We start from the raw sequence: 23872 nt of genomic DNA, 5'->3' as shown, positions 1-23872 counted from the left end.
CAGGGTGCGAGACGTGGACACCATCGGCGACTAGGTTCTTCATCACATCGCGCCGGGCGAACCGACCCGTGCGGACCCATGCAATGGAGGATTGATGAAGCGCTCCACCACGACGCTCCGTCTGGCCGCACTGGCCAGCGCCAGCGCACTCGTGCTCGCTGCCTGTGGCGGCGGGGACGACAGCGGTGACGACAAGGACAAGGAAGTCGCGAAGGGCGACGGCGAGTTCGTCGTCGGCTCGCTGCTCCCGCAGACCGGCAGCCTGGCCTTCCTCGGCCCGCCGGAGTTCGCCGGTGTCGACCTCGCCGTCAAGGAGATCAACGAGGCCGGTGGCGTCCTGGGCAAGGACGCCCGCCACGTCAAGGGCGACTCGGGCGACACCGACTCGGGCATCGCTCCCACCGAGACCGACAAGCTCATCAAGGCCAAGTCCGACGTCATCGTCGGTGCCGCCTCGTCGGGCGTCTCGATGACCGTCATCGACAAGATCCTGGCCGCCGGCGTCGTGCAGTACTCGCCGGCGAACACCTCGACCGACTTCGACGAGGGCAAGTACGGCGAGCCGGACCTGTACTTCCGTACCGCCCCGTCCGACGTCCTGCAGGGTGCCGTCATGGCGAACCTGCTGGTCGAGGACGGCCGCCAGAACGTCGCCATCCTGGCCCGCCAGGACTCGTACGGCGAGACGCTGGCCGAGCAGGTCAAGTCGGGCCTCGAGGCTGCCGGCTCGAAGGTCGCCATCACGTCGTTCTACGGCGAGAAGGCTCCTTCGTACGACGCGCAGGTCGACGACGTGGCCGGCGCCAAGCCGGACGCGATCGTGCTGGTCGCGTTCGACGAGACCAAGAAGATCATCCCGCAGCTGGTCGGCAAGGGCGTCGGCCCGCAGGACGTCGCGACGTACTTCGTCGACGGCAATGTGGCCGACTACTCCAAGGAGTCGTTCGCTCCGCAGCTGAAGGGCGTCAAGGGCACGGTCCCCGGCGCCGAGGCGACGGACGACTTCCGCAAGAACCTGCTGGCAGTCGACCCGAAGCTGACGGACTACTCCTACGCGGCGGAGTCCTACGACGCGGTCATCACCTCGGCGCTCGCGGCCATCACCGCGGACAACGACTCGGGTGAGGCCATCGCCGCCGAGCTCGTCGAGGTCACCAAGGGCGGCGAGAAGTGCACGACGTTCAAGCAGTGCGCCGACCTGCTGGCCGACGACAAGGACATCGACTACGACGGCATCTCGGGCCCGATCGAGATGAGCGACACGGGTAGCCCCACGTCGGCGTCCATCGGCATCTACGAGTACGACACCAAGGGCGGCTACAAGGCCGTCAACTACATCGCGGGCGAGATCTGAGTCGACGACTCGGTAGCACGTAGGTAGAGGAGGGCCCGGGGCACCTGCCCCGGGCCCTTCGTCGTGCCCGGGGCGAGTGACGACGCACCGCCCACCGACCGCGGACATCCGGCCTCCCGAGGGGAGCGGCACCCTGGCACAGCAGAGCGCCCCGAGTCCGGTGGACTCGGGGCGCTCGGGTGCGGCAGCGGGACTCAGCCGGCCTGGCGGCCGAGCGTGCCCAGGTACAGCTCGATGACCTTGGGGTCGTCCGACAGCTCACGACCGGTGCCGCTGTAGGCGGTCGTGCCCTGGTCGAGGACGTAGCCGCGATCGCAGATCTGCAGGCAGCGGCGCGCGTTCTGCTCGACCATGATGATCGAGACCCCGGCCTGGTTGATCTTGCGCGTCTGGACGAAGACCTCGTCCTGCATGACGGGGGACAGGCCCGCGGACGGCTCGTCCAGCAGCAGCACCGACGGGTCCATCATCAGCGCCCGGCCCATCGCGACCATCTGGCGCTCGCCGCCCGACAGGGAGCCCGCACGCTGCTTGGCGCGCTGACCCAGGGTCGGGAACAGGTCGGTGACGAACGCGAAGCGGTCCTTGAACTTCGACGGGTCCTGGTAGCAGCCCATCTCGAGGTTCTCCTCGATCGTCAGGCTGGGGAACACGTTGTTCGTCTGCGGGACGAAGCCGATGCCCCGGCTGACGAGCACGTCGGCGCGCTTGTTGGTGATCTCCTCACCCTTGAGCGTGACCGTGCCCGAGTGGATCTTCACCAGGCCGAAGAGCGCCTTGAGCAGCGTCGACTTGCCGGCACCGTTCGGGCCGATGATGCCGACCAGCTCGCCGGGCTGGCAGTACAGGTCGGCGCCGTTGAGGATGTTGACCCCCGGCAGGTAGCCCGCGATGAGGTTGTCGGCACGCACGACGGCGCCGTCGGCGCCCTCGCGGTGCTTCTGCCGCTCGGACTCGGGCGTCGTGGGAGTGGGGACGGCGTCGCTCATGAATCGGCCTCCTCGGCCTTGATCTCGGCCTCGACCGCGGCTTCGAGCGCGGCTTCGTCCACGGCGCTGAGGTCGGTGTCGTGGTGGGCGCCCAGGTAGGCGTCGATGACGCGCTGGTCGGCCATGACGGCCTCGGGCGTGCCTTCGGCGACGATCTGGCCCTGGGCCATGACGATGACCCAGTCCGAGATGTCGCGGACCATGTCCATGTCGTGCTCGACGAACAGGACGGTGCGGCCCTCGTCGCGCAGCGACTTCACGTGCCCGAGCAGGGACTGCTTGAGCGCGGGGTTCACGCCGGCCATCGGCTCGTCGAGCATGATCAGCTCGGGATCGACCATGAGGGCGCGCGCCATCTCGAGCAGCTTGCGCTGGCCGCCGGACAGCGATCCGGCGAAGTCCTCACGCTTGGCGTCGAGCTTGAACCGCGCGAGCAGCTCGTCGGCGCGCTCGGTGATCTCGTCCTCCTGGCCGCTCCACAGCGACTTGACGATCGCGGGGAAGAACTTCTCCCCACGCTGCTGCGTGGCACCCAGCCGCATGTTCTCGATGACGGTGAGCTTCGAGAGCACCTTGGTCAGCTGGAACGTGCGCACCATGCCCAGGCGCGCGACCTTGTAGGCCGGCACCTTGGCCAGGGAGTTGTCGTTGAACGCCCATGATCCGGAGTCGGGTACGTCGAAGCCCGTCAGCAGGTTGAACAGCGTCGTCTTGCCGGCGCCGTTCGGACCGATCAGGGCGGTGATGACGCCGCGCTGGATCTCGATGTGCTGCACGTCGACGGCCTTGAGGCCGCCGAACGTGCGGGTGATGTCGCCGCCGACGACGATCGGGTCGGGCTTGGACACGCCCGGATCGTTCGGCAGGTTGCGGAGTGCCTCTCTGGCACTGGTGATGTCAACGGGCATCGATCGCGATCTCCCTTCGGTCGCCGAAGATCCCCTGGGGTCGGAAGATCATCAGCAGCATGAGGCCGAGGCCCATGAGGATGTAGCGGATGAGGCTGGCCTGCGTGTCGGTCATGATCGACGCGGGGATCATCGGATCGACACCGCTGGTGGCCTGGCTGAAGAACGAGCCGAGGCCACTGATGAGGAACCAGAAGATCATGGAGCCGACGACGGGGCCGAGCACCCGGGCCGCGCCGCCGATGAGCAGTGCCGTGTAGGCGAAGAACGTCAGGTTGGTGCTGTAGTCCGACGGGACGACCGACGCCTGCTTGAGGGCGTAGAAGATGCCGCCCAGGCCGCCGATCGCGCCACCGAGCATGAGCGCCTGCATCTTGTACAGGAACACGTTCTTGCCCAGCGAGCGGACCGCGTCCTCGTCCTCGCGGATGGACCGCAGCACACGGCCCCACGGGCTGCGCATGAGCGCCCACACCAGCAGGCAGCACAGCGCGACGGTGGCCCAGCCGACGGTCATGGCCCACAGGTCGTTGCGACCCCAGGACGCGATGCCGATGTCGAGGCCGCCCGTGTACGGGTTGAGGTTGTTCCACGACTCGGTGAAGCCGTTGAGGCCGTTGGACCCGCCGAAGACCTCCTTGGTCTCCACGGCGCCGAACACGAGGCGAAGGATCTCGGCCGCGGCGATCGTGACGATCGCCAGGTAGTCGGCCCGCAGGCGCAGGGTGGGGACACCCAGCACGAGCGCCAGCAGCAGCGAGGCGATGATGCCGAACGCGATGCCGACGACGAGCGGGAGGTCCAGCTGGACCATCGCGACGGCCAGGCCGTAGGCGCCGACCGCCATGAACCCGGCCTGGCCGAAGTTCAGCAGGCCGGTGTAGCCGAAGTGGACGTTGAGGCCGATGGCGGCGAGCGCGAACACGATCGCCTGGGGGCCGAGGGCGTTGGAGAACGCCGCGTCGATGATGCTTCCGAAGTCCATGGGTCAGCCGATCCTCTCCGCGCGGCCCAGGATGCCTTGCGGCCTGATGAGCAGGATGAGGATGAGCACGACGAGCGCGCCCACCTCCTTGATGGAGCTCGGCACGCCGAAGAGGGGGCCGACCTCGGTGATGATGCCGATGATTAGAGAGCCCAGCACGGCGCCCCAGACGGTGCCCAGACCGCCCAGGACGGTCGCGGCGAACACCATGAGCAGCAGCTGGTAGCCCATCATGAAGTTGACCTGGCTGTTCACGCCGAGCAGGACGCCGGCCAGCGCGGTGAGCGCGGTGCCGAGGATCCAGACGTTCGAGATCACGCCGTCCACCCGCATGCCCGAGGACGCCGACAGGGCCGGGTTGTCCGACACCGCCCGCATCGCCTTGCCCAGGCGGGTGCGCGACATGATCGTCACGACGATGCCGATCGCCACCGCGGCGATCACCATGATGGCGATCTCCTTGTTCGACAGGTCGAACAGGCCGAAGTCCTTGGCGCGCTGCGAGGTGTACTCGGTGTAGGAGCGGGTGCTGGCGCCGAAGAAGTACTGGAAGAGGTTGCGCAGCAGCAGGCCCAGGCCGATCGACACGATCATCATCGCGATGATGCCGGTGCCGCGACTTCGCAGCGGGCGCCACAACCCGCGGTCCTGGGCCCAGCCGAACACGCCGCCCGCGAGGACGGCCAGCACGCCGGCCAGGATCAGTGGCATCCCCAAGGTCACGTTGAACAGGTAGGCCATCACGCCGCCGAAGGTGATCAGCTCACCGTGGGAGAAGTTCGTGAGGCCCGTCGTGCCGAAGATCAGCGAGAGGCCCAGGGCCGCCAGCGCGATGATCAGGCCGTACTTGAGGCCGGACACGAGGCTGTCGACGAAGCGCTCGGCGAACGGCGTGACCTCGACGACCTTGCCGTTGAGCGGGAACGCGACGTTAAGGCCCGAGGTCAGGTTGACCGTGACGTCGAGGCTCTTCTTGCCCGTCAGCTTCACGCCGGCGGGCAGCGTCTTTTCGTCGATGTTGACCTCGTACGTGCCCTTGCCGGGGATGGCGACGGCGGCGACGCCCATGTCGTTGGTGACGGCCGTGCCGACCTCGGTGCCCGAGTCGTCGGTCACCGAGACCGTGACGCCGGGGACGGGGGGAGGGTTGTCTCCGGCCTTGCCGCCCTGCTGGTCCAGCAGGCGTACCCGGATTGCCGGTCCGGTCACGGGGGCGTCGGGGGCCGGTGCGGTGGCACTGGGTCCGGGGGTGGGGGACGTGGTCTCGGCGAAGGCAGGATTCGCGATGAAAACGAACCCGGCGAGGATCACCGAGAGCAGCGCCGCTGTTCGCAGTCGCACACATTCTCCTGTCGTGTCTGCGCACCGGGGTTGGGCACGCCAGAGTCGATCCCGTTGAGCATAGTCATGGAAACGCTGTGGTGACGGCCTGATGAACCAGCAGTTGGTAACAGTTCGGTTTCGATTCTGGGTCGCCCGGTCCGTTCCCCTGGGAATCGATCGGGGCGTAGGCTGTCGCCCGTCCCACCCGTTCCCCCCGGAGGTGCCAGGCCGATGGCCTTGCGTCAGCCAGTCGAGATTCGCGATGCCGTGGCCGATGACGCCGCACAGCTGATCGATCTGTGGGAGGCGTGCGCGCAAGCGGCCGGCGACGAGGGCTCCGAGACGTTCACGCAGCCCACGCTGTGGCGCCGGCCCACCGAGTCCGAGGCGCGCGATGCGATCGCGTTCAACGCCACGTCGCACCACCGCAGGCTCCTGGTCGCGTTCGTCGGGGGCCAGCTCGTCGGTGCCGCCGCCGTGGACCTGACGACGCTCAACCCGATCTGCATGTCGAAGGTCGTCATCGTGTCCGACCTCCAGGTCGACCCGAGGCACCGCAGGCGGTCGATCGCCTCGAACCTGCTGGCCGTGATCTCGGCGTACGCCGCCGAGCAGGAGTGCGAGCTCGTGCTGGCGTCCGCCGCCGCCTACGCCAAGGATCCGGCGCGCTACCTGACGAAGCTGGGCTTCAACCAGATCGCGGTCCTGCGGGCCATCCCGGTCGGCAAGCTGAACGCGCGCCTCGCCGCGAAGGCGTCCGGCTCGCGTGAGACCGGGCGACTGCTCGCGGTGCGTCGCTCGCTGCGTCGCCGCGCCTCCGTCGGCGGCTGACCTGTCGGACCGGCCCACTAGGGTCTTCGGTGTGAACCGACTCCTGCTGATCGACGGTCATTCGGTGGCGTACCGCGCCTTCTTCGCCCTGCCGGTCGAGAACTTCGCGACCACGACGGGCCAGAGCACGAACGCGGTGTTCGGGTTCACGTCGATGCTCATCAACGTCCTGCGTGACGAGCAGCCCACGCACGTGTGCGTGGCCTTCGACCTGTCGCGCCAGTCGTTCCGCACCGAGGAGTACGCCGAGTACAAGGCGAACCGCTCCAAGTCGCCCGAGGAGTTCTCCGGCCAGGTCGCCCTGGTCAAGGAGGTGCTCGACGCGATGGACATCAGGCACGTCGACAAGGCGGGGTACGAGGCGGACGACATCATCGCCACCCTCGCGACCCGCGCCGAGGCGTCGGGCATGGAGGTGTTGGTCTGCTCCGGCGACCGCGACGCGATCCAGCTCGTCACCGAGAAGGTCACCTTGCTCTACCCGCGCAAGGGGGTCTCCGACCTCGCGCGGATGACGCCCACGGCGGTGCAGGAGAAGTACGGTGTGCTGCCCGAGTTCTATCCCGACATCGCCGCGCTGGTCGGCGAGACCAGCGACAACCTGCCCGGCGTGCCCGGGGTGGGACCCAAGACGGCGGCCAAGTGGATCAACTCCTACGGCACGCTCGAGGCCCTGATCGGACGCGTCGACGAGGTCTCGGGCAAGGCGGGCCAGTCGCTGCGCGACCACCTCGACGACGTGCTGCGCAACCGCCGTCTCAACGCGCTCGTGCGCGACCTCGACCTTCCGCTCGGCCCGGCCGACCTCCAGCTCGACACGGCGTTCGACCGCGAGAAGGTGCACACCGTCTTCGACTCCCTCGAGTTCACCGCCCTGCGCGAGCGGCTGTTCACGACCTTCCCGGCCGCGTCCGACGAGGTCGAGTCGACCGAGGCCGGCTTCGACCTCGACGGCCGCGTGCTGTCGGCGGGCGAGGTCGGCCCGTGGCTCGACCAGCACGGCGCGGGCACCGTCGGACTGCACGTCCAGGGTTCGTGGGGCCGCGGCGGCGGCGACGTCATCGCCCTGGCGCTGGCCACCGACGAGGCTGCGGCCTGGATCGACACCGCCCAGCTGACCCCCGAGGACGACGCGGCGATCGCGGGCTGGATGACCGACCCGCAGCGCGCCAAGGTGCTGCACGACGCGAAGGGCCCGATCCTGGCGCTGGCCGAGCGTGGCTGGACGTTGCGAGGCCTGGCAGCCGACACGGCGCTCTCGGCCTACCTCGTCCGGCCCGACCAGCGCTCCTACGACCTGGCGGACCTGTCCGTGCGGTACCTCAAGCGCGAGCTGCGCGACGACAGCGCGGCCGCGGGCCAGCTGTCGCTGGACACCGACGACGACGCCGAGATCGCGATGCTCCGTGCGCGCGCGACGCTCGACCTGGCGGCCGCGCTGGCCACCGAGGTCGAGCAGTCCGGTGGCACGGCCCTGCTGGCCGAGGTCGAGCTGCCCCTCGTGTCGACCCTGGCGCGGATGGAGCAGGCGGGCATCGCGATCAACGACGACGCCCTGCTCGAGCTCGAGTCCGAGTTCGCCGCGCGCGCGACCGAGGCGGCCGACGGTGCGTACGCCTCGATCGGTGGCAAGGAGATCAACCTCGGCTCGCCCAAGCAGCTGCAGGTCATCTTGTTCGATGAGCTCGGCATGCCCAAGACCAAGCGCACCAAGACCGGCTACACGACCGATGCCGACTCACTGCAGCAGCTGTACGTCAAGACCGGGCACCCGTTCCTGGAGCACCTCCTGGCGCACCGCGACGTCACCAAGCTGCGCCAGACGGTCGAGACGCTGCGCCGCTCGATCTCCGACGACGGTCGCATTCACACGACCTACGCGCAGACGATCGCGGCGACGGGTCGGCTCAGCTCGAACGACCCGAACCTGCAGAACATCCCGATCCGCACCGCCTCGGGACGCCGGATCCGCGAAGCGTTCACGGTGGGCGAGGGGTTCGACGTCCTGCTCACGGCCGACTACAGCCAGATCGAGATGCGCATCATGGCGCACCTGTCCGAGGACGCCGACCTGATCGAGGCCTTCAACTCGGGCGAGGACTTCCACACGGTCATGGCGGCCAAGGTGTTCGAGCGCGATCCCGAGGACATCGGGACCGAGCTGCGCGCCAAGATCAAGGCGATGAACTACGGCTTGGCGTACGGGCTGTCCGCCTACGGGCTCAGTCAGCAGCTCTCCATCACGACCAGCGAGGCCCAGGGCCTCATGGACGACTACTTCCAGCGGTTCGGTGGGGTGCGCGACTACCTGCGCGGGCTCGTGGCCGAAGCCCGCCAGACCGGCTTCACCGAGACGATCATGGGCCGCCGCCGCTACCTGCCCGACCTGCAGAGCGACAACCGCCAGCGCCGCGAGATGGCAGAGCGGATGGCGCTCAACGCCCCGATCCAGGGCTCGGCCGCCGACATCATCAAGGTGGCGATGCTCAACGTCGAGCGTGCGATCGACGAGGCCGGACTGACCTCACGGATGCTGCTGCAGGTCCACGACGAGCTCGTGCTCGAGGCCACGCATGCCGAGTTGGACGGCCTGACGGCGCTCGTCCGTCGCGAGATGGCCGCGGCCGCCGACCTCTCGGTGCCGCTGGACGTCTCGGTCGGCATGGGCCGGACGTGGCACGAGGCCGGCCACTGAGCCGGGTCAGTCGGATGCGGGCTCGCTGACCCCGAGGTCAGCCTGGGCGGGCGAGGCCTTCAGCAGCGGCCACACCAGCAGGACGGCCGCCAGCACCGCCGAGGTGACGGCCATCGTCGTCACCAGTCCGACGATGTCGATGCGATTGAAGTAGGCCACGGCGAAGACGATCGCGGCCGCCACCCACACGAGGATCGCGACGCCGCCCTCGCGCCGGGCCAGCGCGTCGAACACCAGCAGGTACACGATCGCGAGGAACGTGCCCGACACGGCGAACAGCCACAGGTCGCCCGCGATCTCCTCGTACTGCTCGCCGCCCACCAGGATCAACGCCAGGTCGGGCAGCAGGGCGGTGCCCGCGACGACGGCGAGGCCGAGCACGGCCACGAGGCCGGCGGCCCGCAGACGAGTCCGGTGGCTCGAGTCCCGGGCGAGGCTGGGGAAGAACACGACGCTCACGAACTGCGGCAGGAACAGCGTCGACTTCGTCAGGATCAGGCCCGAGGCGTACAGGCCGCTGTCGTGCGGCTCGAAGCCACCACGGGCGACCAGCGCGTCGACGTTGCTGAAGGCGAAGTACGCCAGCAGGGTCGCGGCCGAGGTGACGGTCTCGAACACGAGGGGCCGGCGGCTGTGCGGGTCCTCGTCGGCGTCCGACTTGAGCAGGCCGGCACCGAGCAGGACGGGGAGCCACGCCCCGATCGCGAGCCCGGCCATCGCGCTGGTGGCGGACGCGTCCACGAGCAGCCCTCCGACGCCGCCGAGCAGGCGGCCGAAGCCGTTGCCGACGAAGAGCACCGAGAGGCGCTTCCAGCGAGCGGTTCCCTGGGCGACGCCCATGAGCGCACCGGTCAGGGTGAGCGGAACGATCATCGCGCCGCAGAAGATGACGGACCACATCGAGCTGAAGTCGAAGGCGGGCGTCAGCACGACCGTGGTCGCGGCGCCGGCGGCACCCACGGCCAGGGCGAGGGCCAGGGAGACGCGCGAGGCTGTGTGGATGATCGACAGCGTGTGCTGCGGCGCGACCGAGATGCGGCGCGCGATCGCGGCCTGCAGGGCCAGCGCCACGACATTGGCCATCAGGATCAGGCTGAGCAGCGCCGTCAGCGCACCGAACTCCGCCGGCACCAGCATGCGGGCCGCCACGAGGTTGAAGCCGTAGGTGACGACGTTCATCACCATCATCGCGACGGCGACCACCGACATGCTGGTCATTGCCTTCTGGTGAGTACGCACCCACGGCACAATAGTCAAGAATTCGACTTTGTGACGGAGGGGCCGCTCATGTGTCCATCGCGGCCATCCGCCGAGCCCGGCCGCGCCCTGCGACTGCTGTTGCTGGTGTGGATCGTGGCGCTCTCGGCACTCATCCTGGGCCCCACCCTCGCCCCCGGATACGTGCTCAGCTACGACATGGTCTGGGTGCCCGACCTGTCCGTCACGCGACCCGACCTGTGGGGGCTGGGCAGCGGTCTGCCCCGCGCCGTGCCGTCGGACGCGCTCGTCGCCCTGCTCGGTGTGATCGTGCCCCAGCAGCTGCTGCAGAAGGCGATCCTGCTCGGTTCCCTGGTCGCGGCGGGCTGTGGCGGTGCACGGCTGACGCGGGGACTCGGGACGCCGGCGCAGTGGGCGGCCGCCACCGTGCTGGTGTGGAACCCGTTCGTCGCCGAGCGCCTCGGGATCGGGCACTGGCCGCTGCTCCTGGCGTACGCCGCCGTGCCCTGGCTGGTGGTGGCGGTGCGTGAGCGCCGGTTCGCCGCCGGTGCCCTGCTGCTCGCGGTCACGGCACTGACACCGGCATCGGGCGTCATGGGACTCGTCGTCGCGCTCGTGATGGGTCGCCTCCACGACGCGTGGCGCTGGATCCTGCTGGCCGTCGCGGTGAACGCACCGTGGATCGTGGCGTCGCTCGTCTCGCCCGCGTCCCTGACCAGTGACCCGTTCGGCGTGGCCGTGTTCGCGGCGCGCGGCGCGGGCACGACGCCGGTCTGGCTCGAGGTCGCCACGCTCGGTGGGGTCTGGAACAGCGACGTCCGGCCACCGTCGCGTGAGTCCGTCGTCGCCACCGTGGTCGCCGGTCTCGTCCTGGCGCTGGTCGTCTTCGGTCTGGTGCGCCTGTGGCGGACGGGCGGAGCCGGGCTGCGGCCGCTCGTCGCCCTGTGGGGGATCGGCTTCGTGGCCGCGCTGGCCGGCGTGGTCGCGCCGTCGCTGCTCGCCGAGCTGGTCGGGACGATCCCCGGCGCGGGACTGGTGCGCGACGGGTCGCGATGGGTCGTGCTGATGGCTCCCGCGACGGCGATGGGCCTGGGGGCCGCGGTGGCGTGGCTGACCGAGCGCCCGGCCTCGACCGTCGTGGGATGGATGGTCGCGCTGCTCGTCCCGATCGCGATGGTCCCCGACCTCGGCTGGGGTCTCGCGGGCCGGCTGCAGGCGGTCGACTACCCCGCGGAATGGGACCACGTGGCCTCGGCGCTCGCGGACCAGGAAGGTCCGGGCGACGTGGTCTCACTGCCGTTCTCGGCGTTCCGCGCGCCGGAGTGGAACGACGGCCGTCCGGTCCTGGATCCGGCCGGCCGCTACTTCGACCGGGTCACCGTCACCGACGACACGCTGCGGGTGGGCGCCATCGCCATTGCGGGCGAGGACCCGCGTGCCGCACGCGTCGGCCTGGCCGTCGAGGCGGGGGACTGGCCCTACCTCGCGGCCGAGGGCATCGGCTTCCTGGTCCTCGACTCGTCGGCGCCCGGGCCGGAGTCCGTCGTGCGGCGCGTGTCGGCGCTGCCGTTGCTCGCGCACGAGGGTGACCTGTGGCTGTACGAGGTGCCCGGAGACGTCCGCGACCCGTCGGGCGACGGCCGCACGTCGGCGGTCGTCGTGGGGTGGAGCATCGCCGGGGCGACGGTCCTCGGGGCCGCGGTGGCTCAGATCGGCAGGCGGCGGAAGATCACGCGCGGGACGTGACGCAGGCCGGACATGACGACCCGCATCGTGCCCGGCACCCAGATCTGCTCGCGCCCGGACCTCACGGCCTCGACGACCGCGTCGGCGACGGCCTCGGGCGTGGTGGCCAGGGGCGCCTCGTCCAGTCCCTCGGTCATCTTGGAGCGGACGAAGCCGGGACGGACGACCAGGACGCGGCCACCGACCTCGCGCAGTGCCTCGCCCAGGCCCGTGTAGAAGGAGTCCATCCCCGCCTTGGTCGAGCCGTAGACGAAGTTCGACCGCCGCGGGCGCTCGCCGGCCACACTCGACAGGGCGACGATCACCCCGTGACGCTGCTCCTTGACGCGGGCGGCCAGCGCGACGCCCACGGTCACGGCGCCGAGGTAGTTGACCGCGGCCAGCTCGCGCGCGTGGTCGAGGTCGGTCCAGGCGCGCTCGGGGTCGCCGAGCAGGCCGAACGCCACGACCGCCACGTCGATGTCCTGCTCGACGGACTCGACCAGCGCCGCGTGCGCACCGGTGTCGAGCGCGTCGAAGTCGCGGGTCTCGACGGTGCATCCGAGCCCGGCCAGCTCCGCGGCGGCGGCGTCGCGCCGAGCGCCGGGTCGCGCTGCCACGACGACCGTGAGCGCGGTGGCCTCCTGCCGGTACCGGCGCGCGATCGCCAGCGCGATGTCCGAGGTGCCGCCCACCAGGAGCAGGCAGGACGGGGTGCCGAGTGCGTTCATCATGGGAGCCTCACAGGTCGAGTCGTCGGGCGAGATCGGAGGTGAAGACGCCGGTGGCGCCGACGCGAGCACGGACGGAGCGGAACTCGTCGAGTCGCGGGTAGCCGGCGGCGAGCGTCGCCGGGTCGGTGCGGGAGTCCTTCGCCAGGTACAGGCGGCCGCCGGCCGCGGTGACGAGGGAGTCGAGGTCGGTCAACAACCGGTCGAGCCCGCGACGGACCGGGAAGTCGGCGGCGAGCGTCAGCCCCGCCGTGGGGAACGAGAGCGGCGACGCGTTGGCCTCACCGAAGCGCTTCAGCACGTTGAGGCTCGAGACGTGGCCGGACTCGGCGATCTGCTCGACGATCGGGACGAGGGAGCCACGGTCGGGGACGACGCACTGGTACTGGACGAACCCGCCCGGCCCGTAGACGCGGTTCCAGTCGCCGACGATGTCGAGCGGGTGGAAGAACGCGGTGATGTCCTGCACCTCACCGCGACGGCGAGCGGGCGCCTTGCGGTACCAGAGCTCGTTGAAGGCGCGCGCGGTCCAGCGGTTGACGAAGGAGAAGGGCGGAGCGAACGGGACCGTGCCAAGCCGCGGCGCGTCGAACGCCAGCGGGTCCTGGACCCGAGCCGAGTCGAGCGACGCCAGCGGAGCGGAGTCGCCCGCGGTGAGGACCGCACGGCCAAGCCGGTCGCCGGTCGTGGCCGTGTCGAACCACGCCACGGAGTAGCGGTGGTCGTCGTCGTGCGCGTCCATCAGGTCGAGCAGCCCGTGCACGTCGGTGGTGCGATCGGTGTCGACCAGGAAGTACGAGGTCTCGACGCGATGCAGGGTCAATGTCGCCTCGACGATGACGCCCGTGAGGCCCATGCCGCCCACCGTGGCCCAGAACAGGTCGGGATCGACGGTGGGGGAGACCTGGACGAGGTCACCCCCGGCGACGACGAGCCGCAGCGACTCGACGTGCGCGCCGAAGGTGCCGTCGACATGGTGGTTCTTGCCATGGACGTCGGCGGCGATCGCCCCGCCGACGGTGACCTGGCGCGTCCCGGGGACGACGGGCAGCCACCAGCCGTGCGGCACGATCCGTCGCAGGATCGTGTCCAGGCTGTGCCCGGCCGAGACGGTGAGCCGACCGTCCTCGCGCAGGTCGAACGTCCCGGTGAGCGCGGTCATGTCCAGGACGGCGCCCCCGGCGTTCAGGGACGCGTCGCCGTAGCTGCGGCCGAGGCCACGTGCCGTGATCCCGCGTCGACCGGCGGCCGCGACCTCGCGGCGCACCACGTCGAGGTCGGTGGCCTCGGCACGCGTCGCCGGGAGCGATCGCGGAGCGCGGCCCCAGCCCGTCAGGGGGGTGCGGGACGTCATGACAGCCCCAGCGCGAAGGTGCCCAGCCACAGGGCGGCGAGGCCGAGCAGGACCCGGTCGTGCAGCACGACCTCCTCCGGCTCGCCGGCGGCGCCACGATCGATGTCGGCCCCGTAGCGCAGCATGGCGATCACGAACGGAGCGATGCTGATGGTCTGCCAGGCCACGCCCTCGGGCGGGGCCATCTCGAAGGCCCAGAGGCAGTAGGCCGTGATGGTGATGCCCGCCGCCGTGCCCCAGACGAACCGCAGGAACGAGTCGGAGTACAGCAGCAGGGAGCGCCGCGTGTGGGCCCCGGCGCCGAGCATCTGCAGCTCGGAGTAGCGCTTGCCGGCGACCATGTAGAGCGAGCCGAACGCGGCGACGATCAGGAACCACTGGGACAGTGGCACGTCGGCGGCGACGCCGCCCGCGATCGCCCGCAGGAGGAAGCCGCTCGAGACGACCGCGAGGTCGAGCACCGGCTCGTGCTTCAGTCCCAGGACGTAGCCGACCTGCAGCGCGAGGTAGACCGTGACGACGATCCCCAGGTCGCTCGACAGTGCGAAGGAGCCAGCCAGGGACGACGCGGACAGGACCACGGCGGCCGCGACGGCGACGGTCGGCGACAGCTGGCCCGAGGCCACCGGGCGGCTCTGCTTCGTCGGGTGGTTGCGGTCGGCCTCGGCGTCGGCGACGTCGTTGATCAGGTAGATGGACGAGGACGCGAGGATCATGAGCCCCACCGCGGCCAGCACGCGGGGCAGCACGTCGGCGTCGAGCAGGACTCCCGCGGCCAACGGGGCGGCGAGGACCAGGAGGTTCTTGATCCACTGGCGAGGGCGCGCGGTGCGGAGCACGGCGGAGGCCGTCGTGGCAGAGGACATGGTGCCGCCCAGACTATCGGCCCCAGAACATGCACGACGCGTGATTCGATCAAGCGTGCACGAGGTGTGTGATGTCCGCTATACTCCTGAGTAAGTTGAAGTCGAGAGAGGACGCCCTTGTGGGAACCATGACTGGTGGCATCGCCGCCCTTGCCGTTGGAGTGCTGCTGGCTGGCGCGACCGCGTTCGGTGTCGTTCAGACGCAGGCGAACGCCGGGAACGAGCCCGTCGAGGCTGCGAACGTCAGCTACGGCAACAACTGATCCAGACGTACGAAGAAGGGGCGCCGACCATGGTCGGCGCCCCTTTCGTCATGTCCTGACGCCAGCGGGCGGACGTGCGACCGTCAGGCGTGCTCGGGAACGACGAGCCCGCACACCTCGATGAGGGTCGCGAAGTGCCCCATGGCGTTGTCCCAGCTGAACTGGTGCGACATGGCCAGGGCGCCGGCGCCGAGGCGCTTGCGCTCGTCGTCGTCCTCGATGAGGCGGCGCAGCGCTGCGGTGAACTCAGCGGGCGAGTCGACCAGGACTCCTGACACGCCGTCCTCGATCGACTCGCGGGGCCCGCCCGCCGACCGGTAGGCCACCGTGGGGGTGGAGTGCGCGCCGGCCTCGCCGATCACGATGCCCCAGCCCTCCTTGAGGGACGGCAGCGCCATCACCCAGGACGCGGCCAGCACCTCGTGCTTGACCTCCTCGGAGACGAAGCCGTGGAACGTGACGTGATCGCTCACCGCGCGCTCGGCGGCGTAGCCGACCAGGTCGTCGTGCCACCAGCCGTCGCCGACGAGGTCGAGGTGCAGGTCGGGATGCTGGGGGAGCAACTCGCGCAGTGCGTCGATCGCGTGCTCGACCTGCTTGTGCGGGACGAGGCGCCCCACGACCACGAGGCGCGGCGTCGTGGAGCGACCCGCCGGGATGTAGGGGGCGGGGTCGCTGCCGTTGTGCACGATCGCGATGCGCTCACGGTCGACGCCGAGCGCGACGAGCTCGTCGCGGCTGGCGGTGGACACGGTGACGTACTGCGAGTGCCGGTAGAGCACGGGGGAGAGGCGGCTCTCGATCCACCAGCCGACCTTGCCGATGAGTCCGGGGTAGACGACGGGCCACTGCTCGCGGTGGACGTGGTGGACAAGCAGGACGACCGGGCGCCGGGTGACCAGGCGCGTGAAGAAGGGGAGCCCGTTCTGCACGTCGACGACGAGGTCGACCGCGCCGTACCGGCGGAACAGCAGGCGCAGCAGGACCTGGAGGTAGACGCCCAGCTTGGACCCTCGGCGCACGAAGCGGACTCCGTCGACGATCTCGTCGCGCGGCGCCTGCTCGTGCTCGGCGCACGCGATCGTGACCTGGTGGCCGCGAGCCACGAGCCCACGGGCCATCGCCTCGACGTAGCGCTCGGATCCGCCACCCTCGGGGTTGCGGGTGTCGCGCCAGTTGCACATCAGCACATGCACCGTGCGTCACCTCCTCCCCAACTTTTTCGGACCTGCATCGGGACAGCCTACCCGCGAGTCACTACGCGTTGGATATGTTCTGCGAGTGACCACGGACCTGAGTGCACCGACGCTGCGCCGCGCCTGGCGACTCTTCCGGGCATTTCAGGTCGAGCAGACCGATCCGGACCGTTTCTACGGAACCCTGGCCGCCGACTCGGTCTCGCAGGTGAGCCGCTTCGCGGACGTGTCAGGGGCCTGGGTGCTCGACGTCGGCGGTGGACCCGGCTACTTCGCGCAGGGCTTCCGCGGCTCCGGCGCGCGCTACACGGCACTCGATGCCGACGCGGGGGAGCTCTCCGGTCTCGGCGATCCCGAGCCCGGCAGCGTCCTGGGCAGCGGGATGGACCTGCCCTTCGCCGACGGCAGCTTCGACATCACCTACTCGTCCAACGTGCTCGAGCACGTTCCCGATCCGTGGCGGATGGCCGACGAGATGGTGCGGGTCACGCGTCCGGGCGGCCTCGTCTTCCTCTCCTACACGCTGTGGTGGGGTCCGTGGGGCGGCCACGAGACCGCGCCGTGGCACTATCTCGGGGGCCACCGCGCCGCGCGCCGCTACGAGCGCAAGCACGGTCACCCGCCCAAGAACGTGTTCGGCGCGTCGCTCTTCCCGGTGACGGCGGCCGCCGGCATCGCGTGGAGCCGGCAGCGCGAGGGCGTCGAGGTCCTCGCCGTCATGCCTCGCTACCTCCCCCGGTGGAGCTGGTGGATCCTCAAGGTGCCCGGCGTGAGGGAGGTGCTCACGTGGAACCTGGCGATCGTGCTTCGCAGAGCTTCGGACTGAGGCTCCTCGCGGGATGCGGTCTGCTGACGGCACTGGCGTTCCTGCAGTCACCGGGTTGGACGGTCACGGACACCAAGCTCGACCTCGTGGTCGACCCCGGTCGGTTCCTGTCCCGCGCCCTGGAGATGTGGGATCCCGTCGGCTACCTCGGGCAGGTCCAGAACCAGGCGTACGGCTACCTGTTCCCGATGGGACCGTTCTTCTGGCTCGGCGAGGCAGTGTCCCTGCCGCCGTGGGTCATCCAGCGCCTGTGGTGGGCGCTGCTGCTGTGCCTGGCCTTCACCGGATTCGTCGCGCTCGCCCGCGCCCTGCGGATCGGCGGCCTGACGACGGCGCTGATCGGCGGCTTCGTCTACGCCCTGTCGCCGCGCATCCTCACCGTGATCGGGCCCAGCTCGATCGAGGTCTGGCCGATGGCACTGGCGCCGTGGGTGCTGGTGCCGCTCGTGCTGGGCATGCGCGAGGGCAGCGCGCGACGCGCGGCCGTCCTCAGTGCGCTCGCCGTGGCGTGCGTCGGCGGTGTCAACGCGGCCGCCACCTTCGCGGTCATCCCCCTCGCCGGGCTCTGGATCCTGATGAACAAGGGTCCGCGCCGCACGACGATGCTCGTATGGTGGCCTCCGCTGGTCCTCCTGGGCACCCTGTGGTGGATCGGTCCGCTGTTCCTGCTCGGGCGCTACAGCCCGCCTTTCCTCGACTTCATCGAGAGCGCGTCCGTGACGACTCGACTCGCGTCGATCGACGGAGCGTTGCGTGGCGTCACGAACTGGGTGCCGATCGTCTCGGGACAGGCGCGTGCCGGCGTCGTCTACTTCACCGAGCCCGTCGTGATCGCGAACGCGGGACTGATCGTCGTTGCCGGGCTGATCGGACTGACGTTGCGGGGGCTCCCGGCACGGCGCTTCCTCGTGGTGGGACTCTTCCTCGGACTGGTGATGGTCACGCTAGGTCACACCGGGCCCGTCAGTGGCCTGTGGGGCCGCGACCTGCAGGAGCTGCTCGACGGGGTGCTCGCGCCGCTGCGCAACACCCACAAGTTCGACCTCCTCATCCGGATTCCCGTCACACTCGGGTTCGTCCATGCCCTGCACGTCGCGGCACGTCGGATGGCGGATCGCCCGCAGCGTCTCGGCCTGGGTCTCGCTCTGGGCTCCGTCCTCGTCGGCGCGACGTTCCCAGCGTGGGCCGACAGGCTGGCCACGAGGGGCACCTTCGACGACATTCCCCAGTACTGGCAGGACACGACCGCATGGGTCTCGGACAACGCGACTCCCGGCCGCGGTGCCCTGCTGCTGCCGTCCTCCGCGTTTCCGGACTACCTCTGGGGCAGCACTGGGGACGAGCCGATCCAGCCATTGTCGACGGGCAGCTGGATCCTGCGCAACTCCATCCCGCTCACGCCGGCGGGCACGATCCGCGCCCTCGACGCGATCTCCGACAGTGTGTCGTCCGGACGTGCGGACCCCTCGCTGGCCAACAACCTGGCGCGCAGCGGCGTCGGCTATGTCGTGATCCGCAACGATCTGCAGGTGCAGGTGTCCGAGGGGCGCAACGCCGTCGCCCGCGAGACGCTCATGCGGTCGCCGGGCGTCCAGCTCGTCGCGTCGTTCGGCCCGAAGGTCGGCGGTTCCGGCGTCGCCGTCATCGACGGTCAGCGTTCGTATGCGCGCGGAGGCTGGGCGTCCAAGGCGCCCGCCGTGGAGATATTCCGGGTCAACACGCGCGCCATCAATCGGGTCAGGCCGACCACGGTCGTCGGCTCGGCGGCCGACGTGCTGGGCCTGCGCACATGGGGCGTGCTCAGCGGTGACGCGGTGCTCGCGTCCGACCAGGGCGACCAACCGGTTCGCGATCTCGTGCTGACGGACGGACTGCGCAAACAGGAAGCCGCTTTCGGCGCCGTCGACCGCGTCCGTTCTGCTACGCGGCTGCCAGGCCAGGACTGGAGTCTCGACCGACCCGTGCACGACTACCTCGGCGAGGGGCAGTCCGATTGGCTGACGACGGCAACCCTGACGGGTGTGAGTGGCGTGCGCGCGTCCTCCTCGCGCGCGGACGCGTCATCGCTGCAGCTGCGTCGCACGGATTCGTCGCCATGGGCGGCTTTCGACGATTCCCTGCTGACAGCGTGGCGTGCCGACGGCAAGCGTGGCTGGATCGAATTCGATCTCGATCGGGCTCGCGCGGTCGCGGACGTCACCTTGCGAGGAGGGCTGCCGCCGGGCCGGGTGCAGCAGGCGCTCGTGGTGATCGACGGTGAGCGCCAGGAGGTGACGCTGGCGGGCAACGACCCCGTCGTCGTCCCGCTCGGCCTGGTCAAGTCGGTGCGCATCGAGGTCAGTCGCGCCAGCGGCGACGCGCAACTCTCCGACGTGCAGCTGTCCGGAGCGGGGATTGAGCGACGCCTCGAGTTGCCGATGACGCCCGAGGAATGGTCGGACCCCGACGAGGTCGTGCTGGGACTCGGTGCCGTCCGCCGCCCCGGCTGCGTCGAGTTCGACGACGCGCTGCGCTGCCGCGCCGGCCAGGAGGACCTCTCCGAGGACGCCGGTGGCATCTCGCGTGGCTTCGCCCTGCAGGACCGACAGTCGTGGCAGTTGACCGCCACCATGCGCGCGGTGGCGTCCGAGGGGTTCGAGCGCTTGGCCCAGCGTGGCCGTGCCGTCCAGGTCTCAACGTCGTCCAACGCGACGACCGACCCGGGAGCATCGTCAGTCCAGATGCTCGACGGGTCCAGTGGCACGGGGTGGACCGCGGACCCGCAGGACACTGAACCCACGATTCGGGTCCGCTGGCGCAGGCCCGTGGAGGTGGCCGAGCTCGAATTGACTACCCCCATCAGCCAGCCGGCGTCCAAGGTCGAGCGCGTCATCGTCCGGGCGGGAGACGTGCGGTTCAGTGCCGCGGTGGAGAACGGCCGGGTCGTGTTTCCCCGGCCGATCACGTCCAGCGAACTGTTGATCTCACTCGTCTCGGCCGAGGATGCGCGTGACTATCGCAGCGACGGAACGTTCGGAACGCTCCCTGTTGGTGTGGCCGAGTTGACGATCGGGGAAGCCCTACCGCGGCTGGACACTGACGAGCCGGTTGAGATGACGTGCGAGACTGACTCTCCGCTCGTCGTCAACGACGCGCGGATCCCGATGCGGGGGGCCACGACGCTCGCCGCCCTCTTGCGAGGCGAGGCGTTCACCATCTCGTCGTGTGATCCGGTCCAGACGCTGGCGGGTCGCCAACGGGTCGACTTCTCCCCGATGGCTTCGGTCGTCCCGGAGTCCGTTCGCTTGAGCCGGGCCAGCACGAGGGCCGAGGCCGGGTTCAGCCTCGACGTTCGCCGCTCGAACTTCAATGCGGCTTGGACGGATGCCGGGGGGGCGCCGCCTGCCGTCGTCAACGGGTGGCAGCAGGGATTCTGGACACCGAATCATGCACAGCCCCAGTACGCGGCATCCGGAACCTACACCCTCGCACTGCGGATCGGAGCGGGAGCGGCGGGGCTGTTGCTCCTGATCATGGTCGTCGTGGGCAGCCGGCGCCGGCTCGTGGCAGGGCGCAGCTGGGCGCCGCGCTGGTTCGTCGCAGTCGCCCTGGCGACGGCTGCCGTCACGTTCGCCGGGATCGGAGGCACCGTTGCGGCGCTCGCCGGTTTCACGATCGCTTCGCTGCCGCGAGCCTGGGCCCCGGCTGCCGTCGTGGCGGCGGCCATGAGCGGGTCGCTCGCGGTGACGATCGCCGATGGCGAGATCGTGTCGGCGGGCGCGTCTCAGTTGCTGGCGGCGGTGGCCCTGGGCGCGGTGGCCCGGGCGGCTTTCGCCCGACGATGAACCGCGTCTATCACCGGCTTCTCGATGACGCGGTAGAGGATCTCGGCCACCCCGAGGCTGACCGCCAGCACCAGGACGAACAAAGGGACGGCCGGTGCCCGGAACAGTTCGTAGCCGACGCCGTCCACCACGAGCTCGAGCACGATCATGTGGCAGCAGAACAGTGCGTACGAGGTGTATCCGAGGTGCCGGAACCACGGATGCGAGAGTATGCGCGCGGTGCCGTCGTCGGTGACGAAGACGCAGGGCGCGACGATGAGCACCGCGATTGCAGCGTAGAAGAGGTGGCGCATCACCGACTCCGATGGGGTCAGCGCCACCAGAAGCGGCGAGCCTCCCAGCGGAGTCGAGATGATCACGAAGAGTCCGAAGGCCAGCACCCAGCAGGCGACGCGGTCTGATGCCCAGCGACGCAGGGCACGCACGAGACGGACCGAGTCGCGGTCGATCTCGATGACGGCGAGTGCGATGCCCATCGCAAACCACAGCGCGTAGGAGGGCAGCCAACGCGCCACCAGGGCGTGGTCCTGGGCCGTGAGGCCCAGCCAGACGATTCCCAGCAGGCCGACGCACAGGAGTCCGACGAGCAGCGCGGTTGGTCTCCAGGAGCGCGCGAGCACGGTGATGCCGATGAACGGCAGGACGATGTAGAACGATGCCTCGACCGACAGGCTCCACATCTGGGTGAGCCCGAACGGCAGCTGGCTGTGCACGAAGAAGTCGGTGAGCGTGATGTTCAGGAAGAACCGGTCCCAGCCGAGATCGTCATTGCGTGACAGCAGGATGAACGCCGCCACCACGGTCACGAGGTAGACGGGCATGATGCGGCCGACGCGCTTTAGCGCGTAGATCTGGACCGAGTCCGTCCTCGTTCCCCGTCGGGCACGCATCAGGTAGGGCCGCGACAGCAGGAATCCGGACAGTACGAAGAAGATCGCCACGCCCACCTCGAGCCGCTGGGTGGCGGCGCCCCACGTGCCCTTGGTGTAGACGCCGGCCCAGAAAGCGGTGTGGGTCGCCACGACCATGATGGCCGCGACCGCGCGAATCGAGTCGAGCTGGGCGAACCGGTGGGCCGGCGAGATCAATGGCGTGGTCACGGTACCTCCAGTTGCGCGCCGACACGGACGGATTCGGGGCAGATGGTCGTCGACTCGTCCTCGCTCACCAGCCAGACACGGTCGAATGCTCCGACGGTCCGGAAGGTCAGCCGATGCCGACCGGAGGGTACCTCGAACTCGTGTCGTGCTGTGCCGGCAGTGACGTGCACAGTGGTGCTGGCGTCGAACGATGCGCTGACCGTCGCCCAGAACGGATAGTCGAGTGTCGCCGACTCGAGCATCAGTCGACCAGAACCCACGAAGCACTTCTCGCCGGAGACGTCGAGTTCCATGTCGGCGCTGGCCAGTGCTGGCACTGGTCGACCGAACGGATCAAGAACGTCCAGGTCCACGCCGCCGTCGACTCCTCGCACCTGCCCGGGAGAAGGAGCGAACAAGTAGTTGGGCGTGTTGCTGGGAAACAGGAAGGACGACATGACCGCCCCGGGCGCTGGGTCATTGGCGACCACGAGCTCAGCTCGGGCGTCCGCGGCCTCGGCCAAGGCCGTCGTGACGAACAGCCGCGCAGGGTAGTCCGTGTGCCACGGCTCCACGTACGAGACGGTCGTGGTGAAAGACCCGACGATGTACGCGGCACCGATCGCGAGCACCAAGGGCGGCCGGACGGACGTGGCTTCGGGGGACCGCCGCCGGCGGACCTCAGGAAAGCCGGGAATCGCCATGATCGTCACCCCGAATGCGAGTACCAGATAGGGCAGCGTGTCCGCCCAATAACGGGGCTCAAGAGCCAGGAACGGGAAGCTGGCCGTCCGCAGGCTCGACATGGCCAGGAAGGTCGCGATGAACGCAGGGGCCAGGAAGAGCAGGGGTAGCCACGCGTTGTGCCAGCGCTGAACGGCGAAGGCGAAGGCGCCGACGACCGCGGTGAGTGCCAGGGCCACTCCCAGGTCCGAGGCGTCGGCCAACTGGCGCGGGAATCCACCCACGTCGATCCACGTCCATGGTCCTCCGACCAGCGCTGGAACGAGGTTGCGCAGGACCAGATTCTCGAACAGATCGCTGGCACTGGCCTGGTCCTGGGGGCCGCTGCCAGTTCGGGTCTGCATGAGGTAGGCCGCACCGGTGGCAGCGCCGATGACCGTGTAGACACACCAGACCGGCCACCATCGCCTGACGGCAACCCAGATGCGGCGCGCAGGGCCCCCCGCATCGAGTGCGTAGCAGGCGGTGAACAAACCCAACACCGCGGCAACGACGAGACCCTTGGCGTAGACGCCCGAGACGACCAGCAGCATCAGCGCGATCAGGACCAGCCAACGACGCTCTCGTGTGCGCAGGTACTGCACGTGGCTGCCGATCACGACGAACAAAGGGGCTTGCACTGCGACGAGATTGATCGCCGCCGCCCACCACGTGATCGCCGGTAGCAGGAGGGGACTGAACAGATAGAACGTCAGCGGGGCGATGATGCGGGGGTTCGCCCCGAACACTCGGGTGAGCATCCACCAGCAGGCGACGGCGCCGAGCGCATAGAGGATGGTGATCTCGAGAGCGGCCGCCCACCAAGCGAACCCGCCGAGCAGGGCGACGGGCGTGACCATGAGCAGGCTCAGCGGCATGAAGTGCACGTTGTGCCGGGTGAAGTACCACTCGAGGTCGTTCTCGCCGCGAGCCACGGTGGACAGGAAGTAGAAGTCGTCCTCGTAAAACCACGACCCCGCGA

General features: G+C 69.6%; 18 protein-coding genes. 7 read left to right on the top strand and 11 right to left on the bottom strand.

All coding sequences use genetic code 11. The annotated features are described in order from the left end of the window. The first annotated feature begins 94 nt into the window (after positions 1-94). A complete protein-coding gene (locus RT323_RS02355; RefSeq protein WP_313404668.1) occupies positions 95-1354 on the top strand; it encodes an ABC transporter substrate-binding protein in 1260 nt (419 codons plus the stop codon). 194 nt (positions 1355-1548) lie between these two features. Here RT323_RS02355 and RT323_RS02350 read toward each other — a convergent pair whose 3' ends face one another. From RT323_RS02350 to RT323_RS02335, 4 genes are read right to left on the bottom strand one after another with little or no spacing between them, the layout of a single operon-like run. Next, positions 1549-2343: an ABC transporter ATP-binding protein gene (locus RT323_RS02350; RefSeq protein WP_313404666.1), complete on the bottom strand. Its 795-nt coding sequence runs from the start codon at positions 2341-2343 to the stop codon at positions 1549-1551. Next, on the bottom strand, positions 2340-3191 hold the full coding sequence (locus RT323_RS02345; RefSeq protein WP_313404665.1) for an ABC transporter ATP-binding protein: 852 nt from the start codon (positions 3189-3191) through the stop codon (positions 2340-2342). Before RT323_RS02345 ends, RT323_RS02350 begins: the two co-directional genes overlap by 4 nt. Before the next feature lie 49 nt (positions 3192-3240). Continuing rightward, positions 3241-4236, bottom strand: coding sequence for a branched-chain amino acid ABC transporter permease (locus RT323_RS02340; protein ID WP_313404663.1), 996 nt, complete (start codon positions 4234-4236; stop codon positions 3241-3243). 3 nt (positions 4237-4239) lie between these two features. Then, entirely contained in the window at positions 4240-5577 is a 1338-nt protein-coding gene (locus RT323_RS02335) for an ABC transporter permease subunit (RefSeq protein WP_313404662.1), read from the bottom strand. 213 nt (positions 5578-5790) lie between these two features. Between RT323_RS02335 and RT323_RS02330 the strand changes: the two genes are divergently transcribed. Both RT323_RS02330 and polA read left to right on the top strand, forming a co-directional pair. Further along, a complete protein-coding gene (locus RT323_RS02330) occupies positions 5791-6390 on the top strand; it encodes a GNAT family N-acetyltransferase (protein WP_313404660.1) in 600 nt (199 codons plus the stop codon). A 31-nt stretch (positions 6391-6421) separates the two neighbouring features. Beyond that, positions 6422-9085: a DNA polymerase I gene (polA, locus tag RT323_RS02325; protein ID WP_313404658.1), complete on the top strand. Its 2664-nt coding sequence runs from the start codon at positions 6422-6424 to the stop codon at positions 9083-9085. Positions 9086-9091: 6 nt separating this feature from the next. Here the strand turns inward: polA and RT323_RS02320 are convergent, their stop codons facing one another. Further along, entirely contained in the window at positions 9092-10324 is a 1233-nt protein-coding gene (locus RT323_RS02320) for a polysaccharide biosynthesis protein (RefSeq protein WP_313404657.1), read from the bottom strand. A 48-nt stretch (positions 10325-10372) separates the two neighbouring features. On the opposite strand from RT323_RS02320, the gene RT323_RS02315 reads away from it, so the two are divergent. Next, complete coding sequence (locus RT323_RS02315) at positions 10373-12049, top strand: hypothetical protein (protein ID WP_313404656.1); 1677 nt, start codon at positions 10373-10375, stop codon at positions 12047-12049. Here RT323_RS02315 and RT323_RS02310 read toward each other — a convergent pair. From RT323_RS02310 to RT323_RS02300, 3 genes are read right to left on the bottom strand one after another with little or no spacing between them, the layout of a single operon-like run. Continuing rightward, positions 12010-12762, bottom strand: a complete 753-nt coding sequence (locus RT323_RS02310) for a decaprenylphospho-beta-D-erythro-pentofuranosid-2-ulose 2-reductase (RefSeq protein WP_313404653.1) — start codon at positions 12760-12762, stop codon at positions 12010-12012. The genes RT323_RS02315 and RT323_RS02310 overlap by 40 nt on opposite strands. Positions 12763-12769: 7 nt before the next feature. Further along, complete coding sequence (locus RT323_RS02305) at positions 12770-14113, bottom strand: FAD-binding oxidoreductase (RefSeq protein ID WP_313404650.1); 1344 nt, start codon at positions 14111-14113, stop codon at positions 12770-12772. Then, on the bottom strand, positions 14110-14979 hold the full coding sequence (locus RT323_RS02300; protein ID WP_313404649.1) for a decaprenyl-phosphate phosphoribosyltransferase: 870 nt from the start codon (positions 14977-14979) through the stop codon (positions 14110-14112). Before RT323_RS02300 ends, RT323_RS02305 begins: the two co-directional genes overlap by 4 nt. A gap of 119 nt (positions 14980-15098) precedes the next feature. Between RT323_RS02300 and RT323_RS02295 the strand changes: the two genes are divergently transcribed. Further along, a complete protein-coding gene (locus tag RT323_RS02295) occupies positions 15099-15242 on the top strand; it encodes a hypothetical protein (RefSeq protein WP_313404647.1) in 144 nt (47 codons plus the stop codon). Between the two features lie 83 nt (positions 15243-15325). On the opposite strand, the gene RT323_RS02290 is transcribed toward RT323_RS02295, so the two are convergent. Further along, a complete protein-coding gene (locus tag RT323_RS02290; RefSeq protein ID WP_313404645.1) occupies positions 15326-16426 on the bottom strand; it encodes a glycosyltransferase family 4 protein in 1101 nt (366 codons plus the stop codon). 97 nt (positions 16427-16523) lie between these two features. Between RT323_RS02290 and RT323_RS02285 the strand changes: the two genes are divergently transcribed. Further along, the gene (locus tag RT323_RS02285) at positions 16524-17264 is read left to right on the top strand and encodes a class I SAM-dependent methyltransferase (RefSeq protein ID WP_313404643.1); all 741 of its coding nucleotides are present in this window, start codon (positions 16524-16526) and stop codon (positions 17262-17264) included. Beyond that, positions 17225-21088: an alpha-(1->3)-arabinofuranosyltransferase family protein gene (locus RT323_RS02280; RefSeq protein ID WP_313404642.1), complete on the top strand. Its 3864-nt coding sequence runs from the start codon at positions 17225-17227 to the stop codon at positions 21086-21088. The genes RT323_RS02285 and RT323_RS02280 overlap by 40 nt, the downstream gene beginning before the upstream one ends. On the opposite strand, the gene RT323_RS02275 is transcribed toward RT323_RS02280, so the two are convergent. Together RT323_RS02275 and RT323_RS02270 are read right to left on the bottom strand one after the other, a co-directional pair. Beyond that, on the bottom strand, positions 21028-22188 hold the full coding sequence (locus RT323_RS02275) for an acyltransferase (RefSeq protein WP_313404640.1): 1161 nt from the start codon (positions 22186-22188) through the stop codon (positions 21028-21030). The genes RT323_RS02280 and RT323_RS02275 overlap by 61 nt on opposite strands. Further along, positions 22185-23750, bottom strand: a complete 1566-nt coding sequence (locus RT323_RS02270) for a hypothetical protein (protein ID WP_313404638.1) — start codon at positions 23748-23750, stop codon at positions 22185-22187. The genes RT323_RS02275 and RT323_RS02270 overlap by 4 nt, the downstream gene beginning before the upstream one ends. Positions 23751-23872: the final 122 nt, after the last annotated feature.

The organism is Aeromicrobium sp. (assembly GCF_032084975.1).
In the GTDB taxonomy this organism is placed as follows: Bacteria; Actinomycetota; Actinomycetes; order Propionibacteriales; family Nocardioidaceae; genus Aeromicrobium.
The sequence above is the reverse complement of the archived record's forward strand: the minus strand, read 5'-3'. Positions and strand labels throughout refer to the sequence as shown.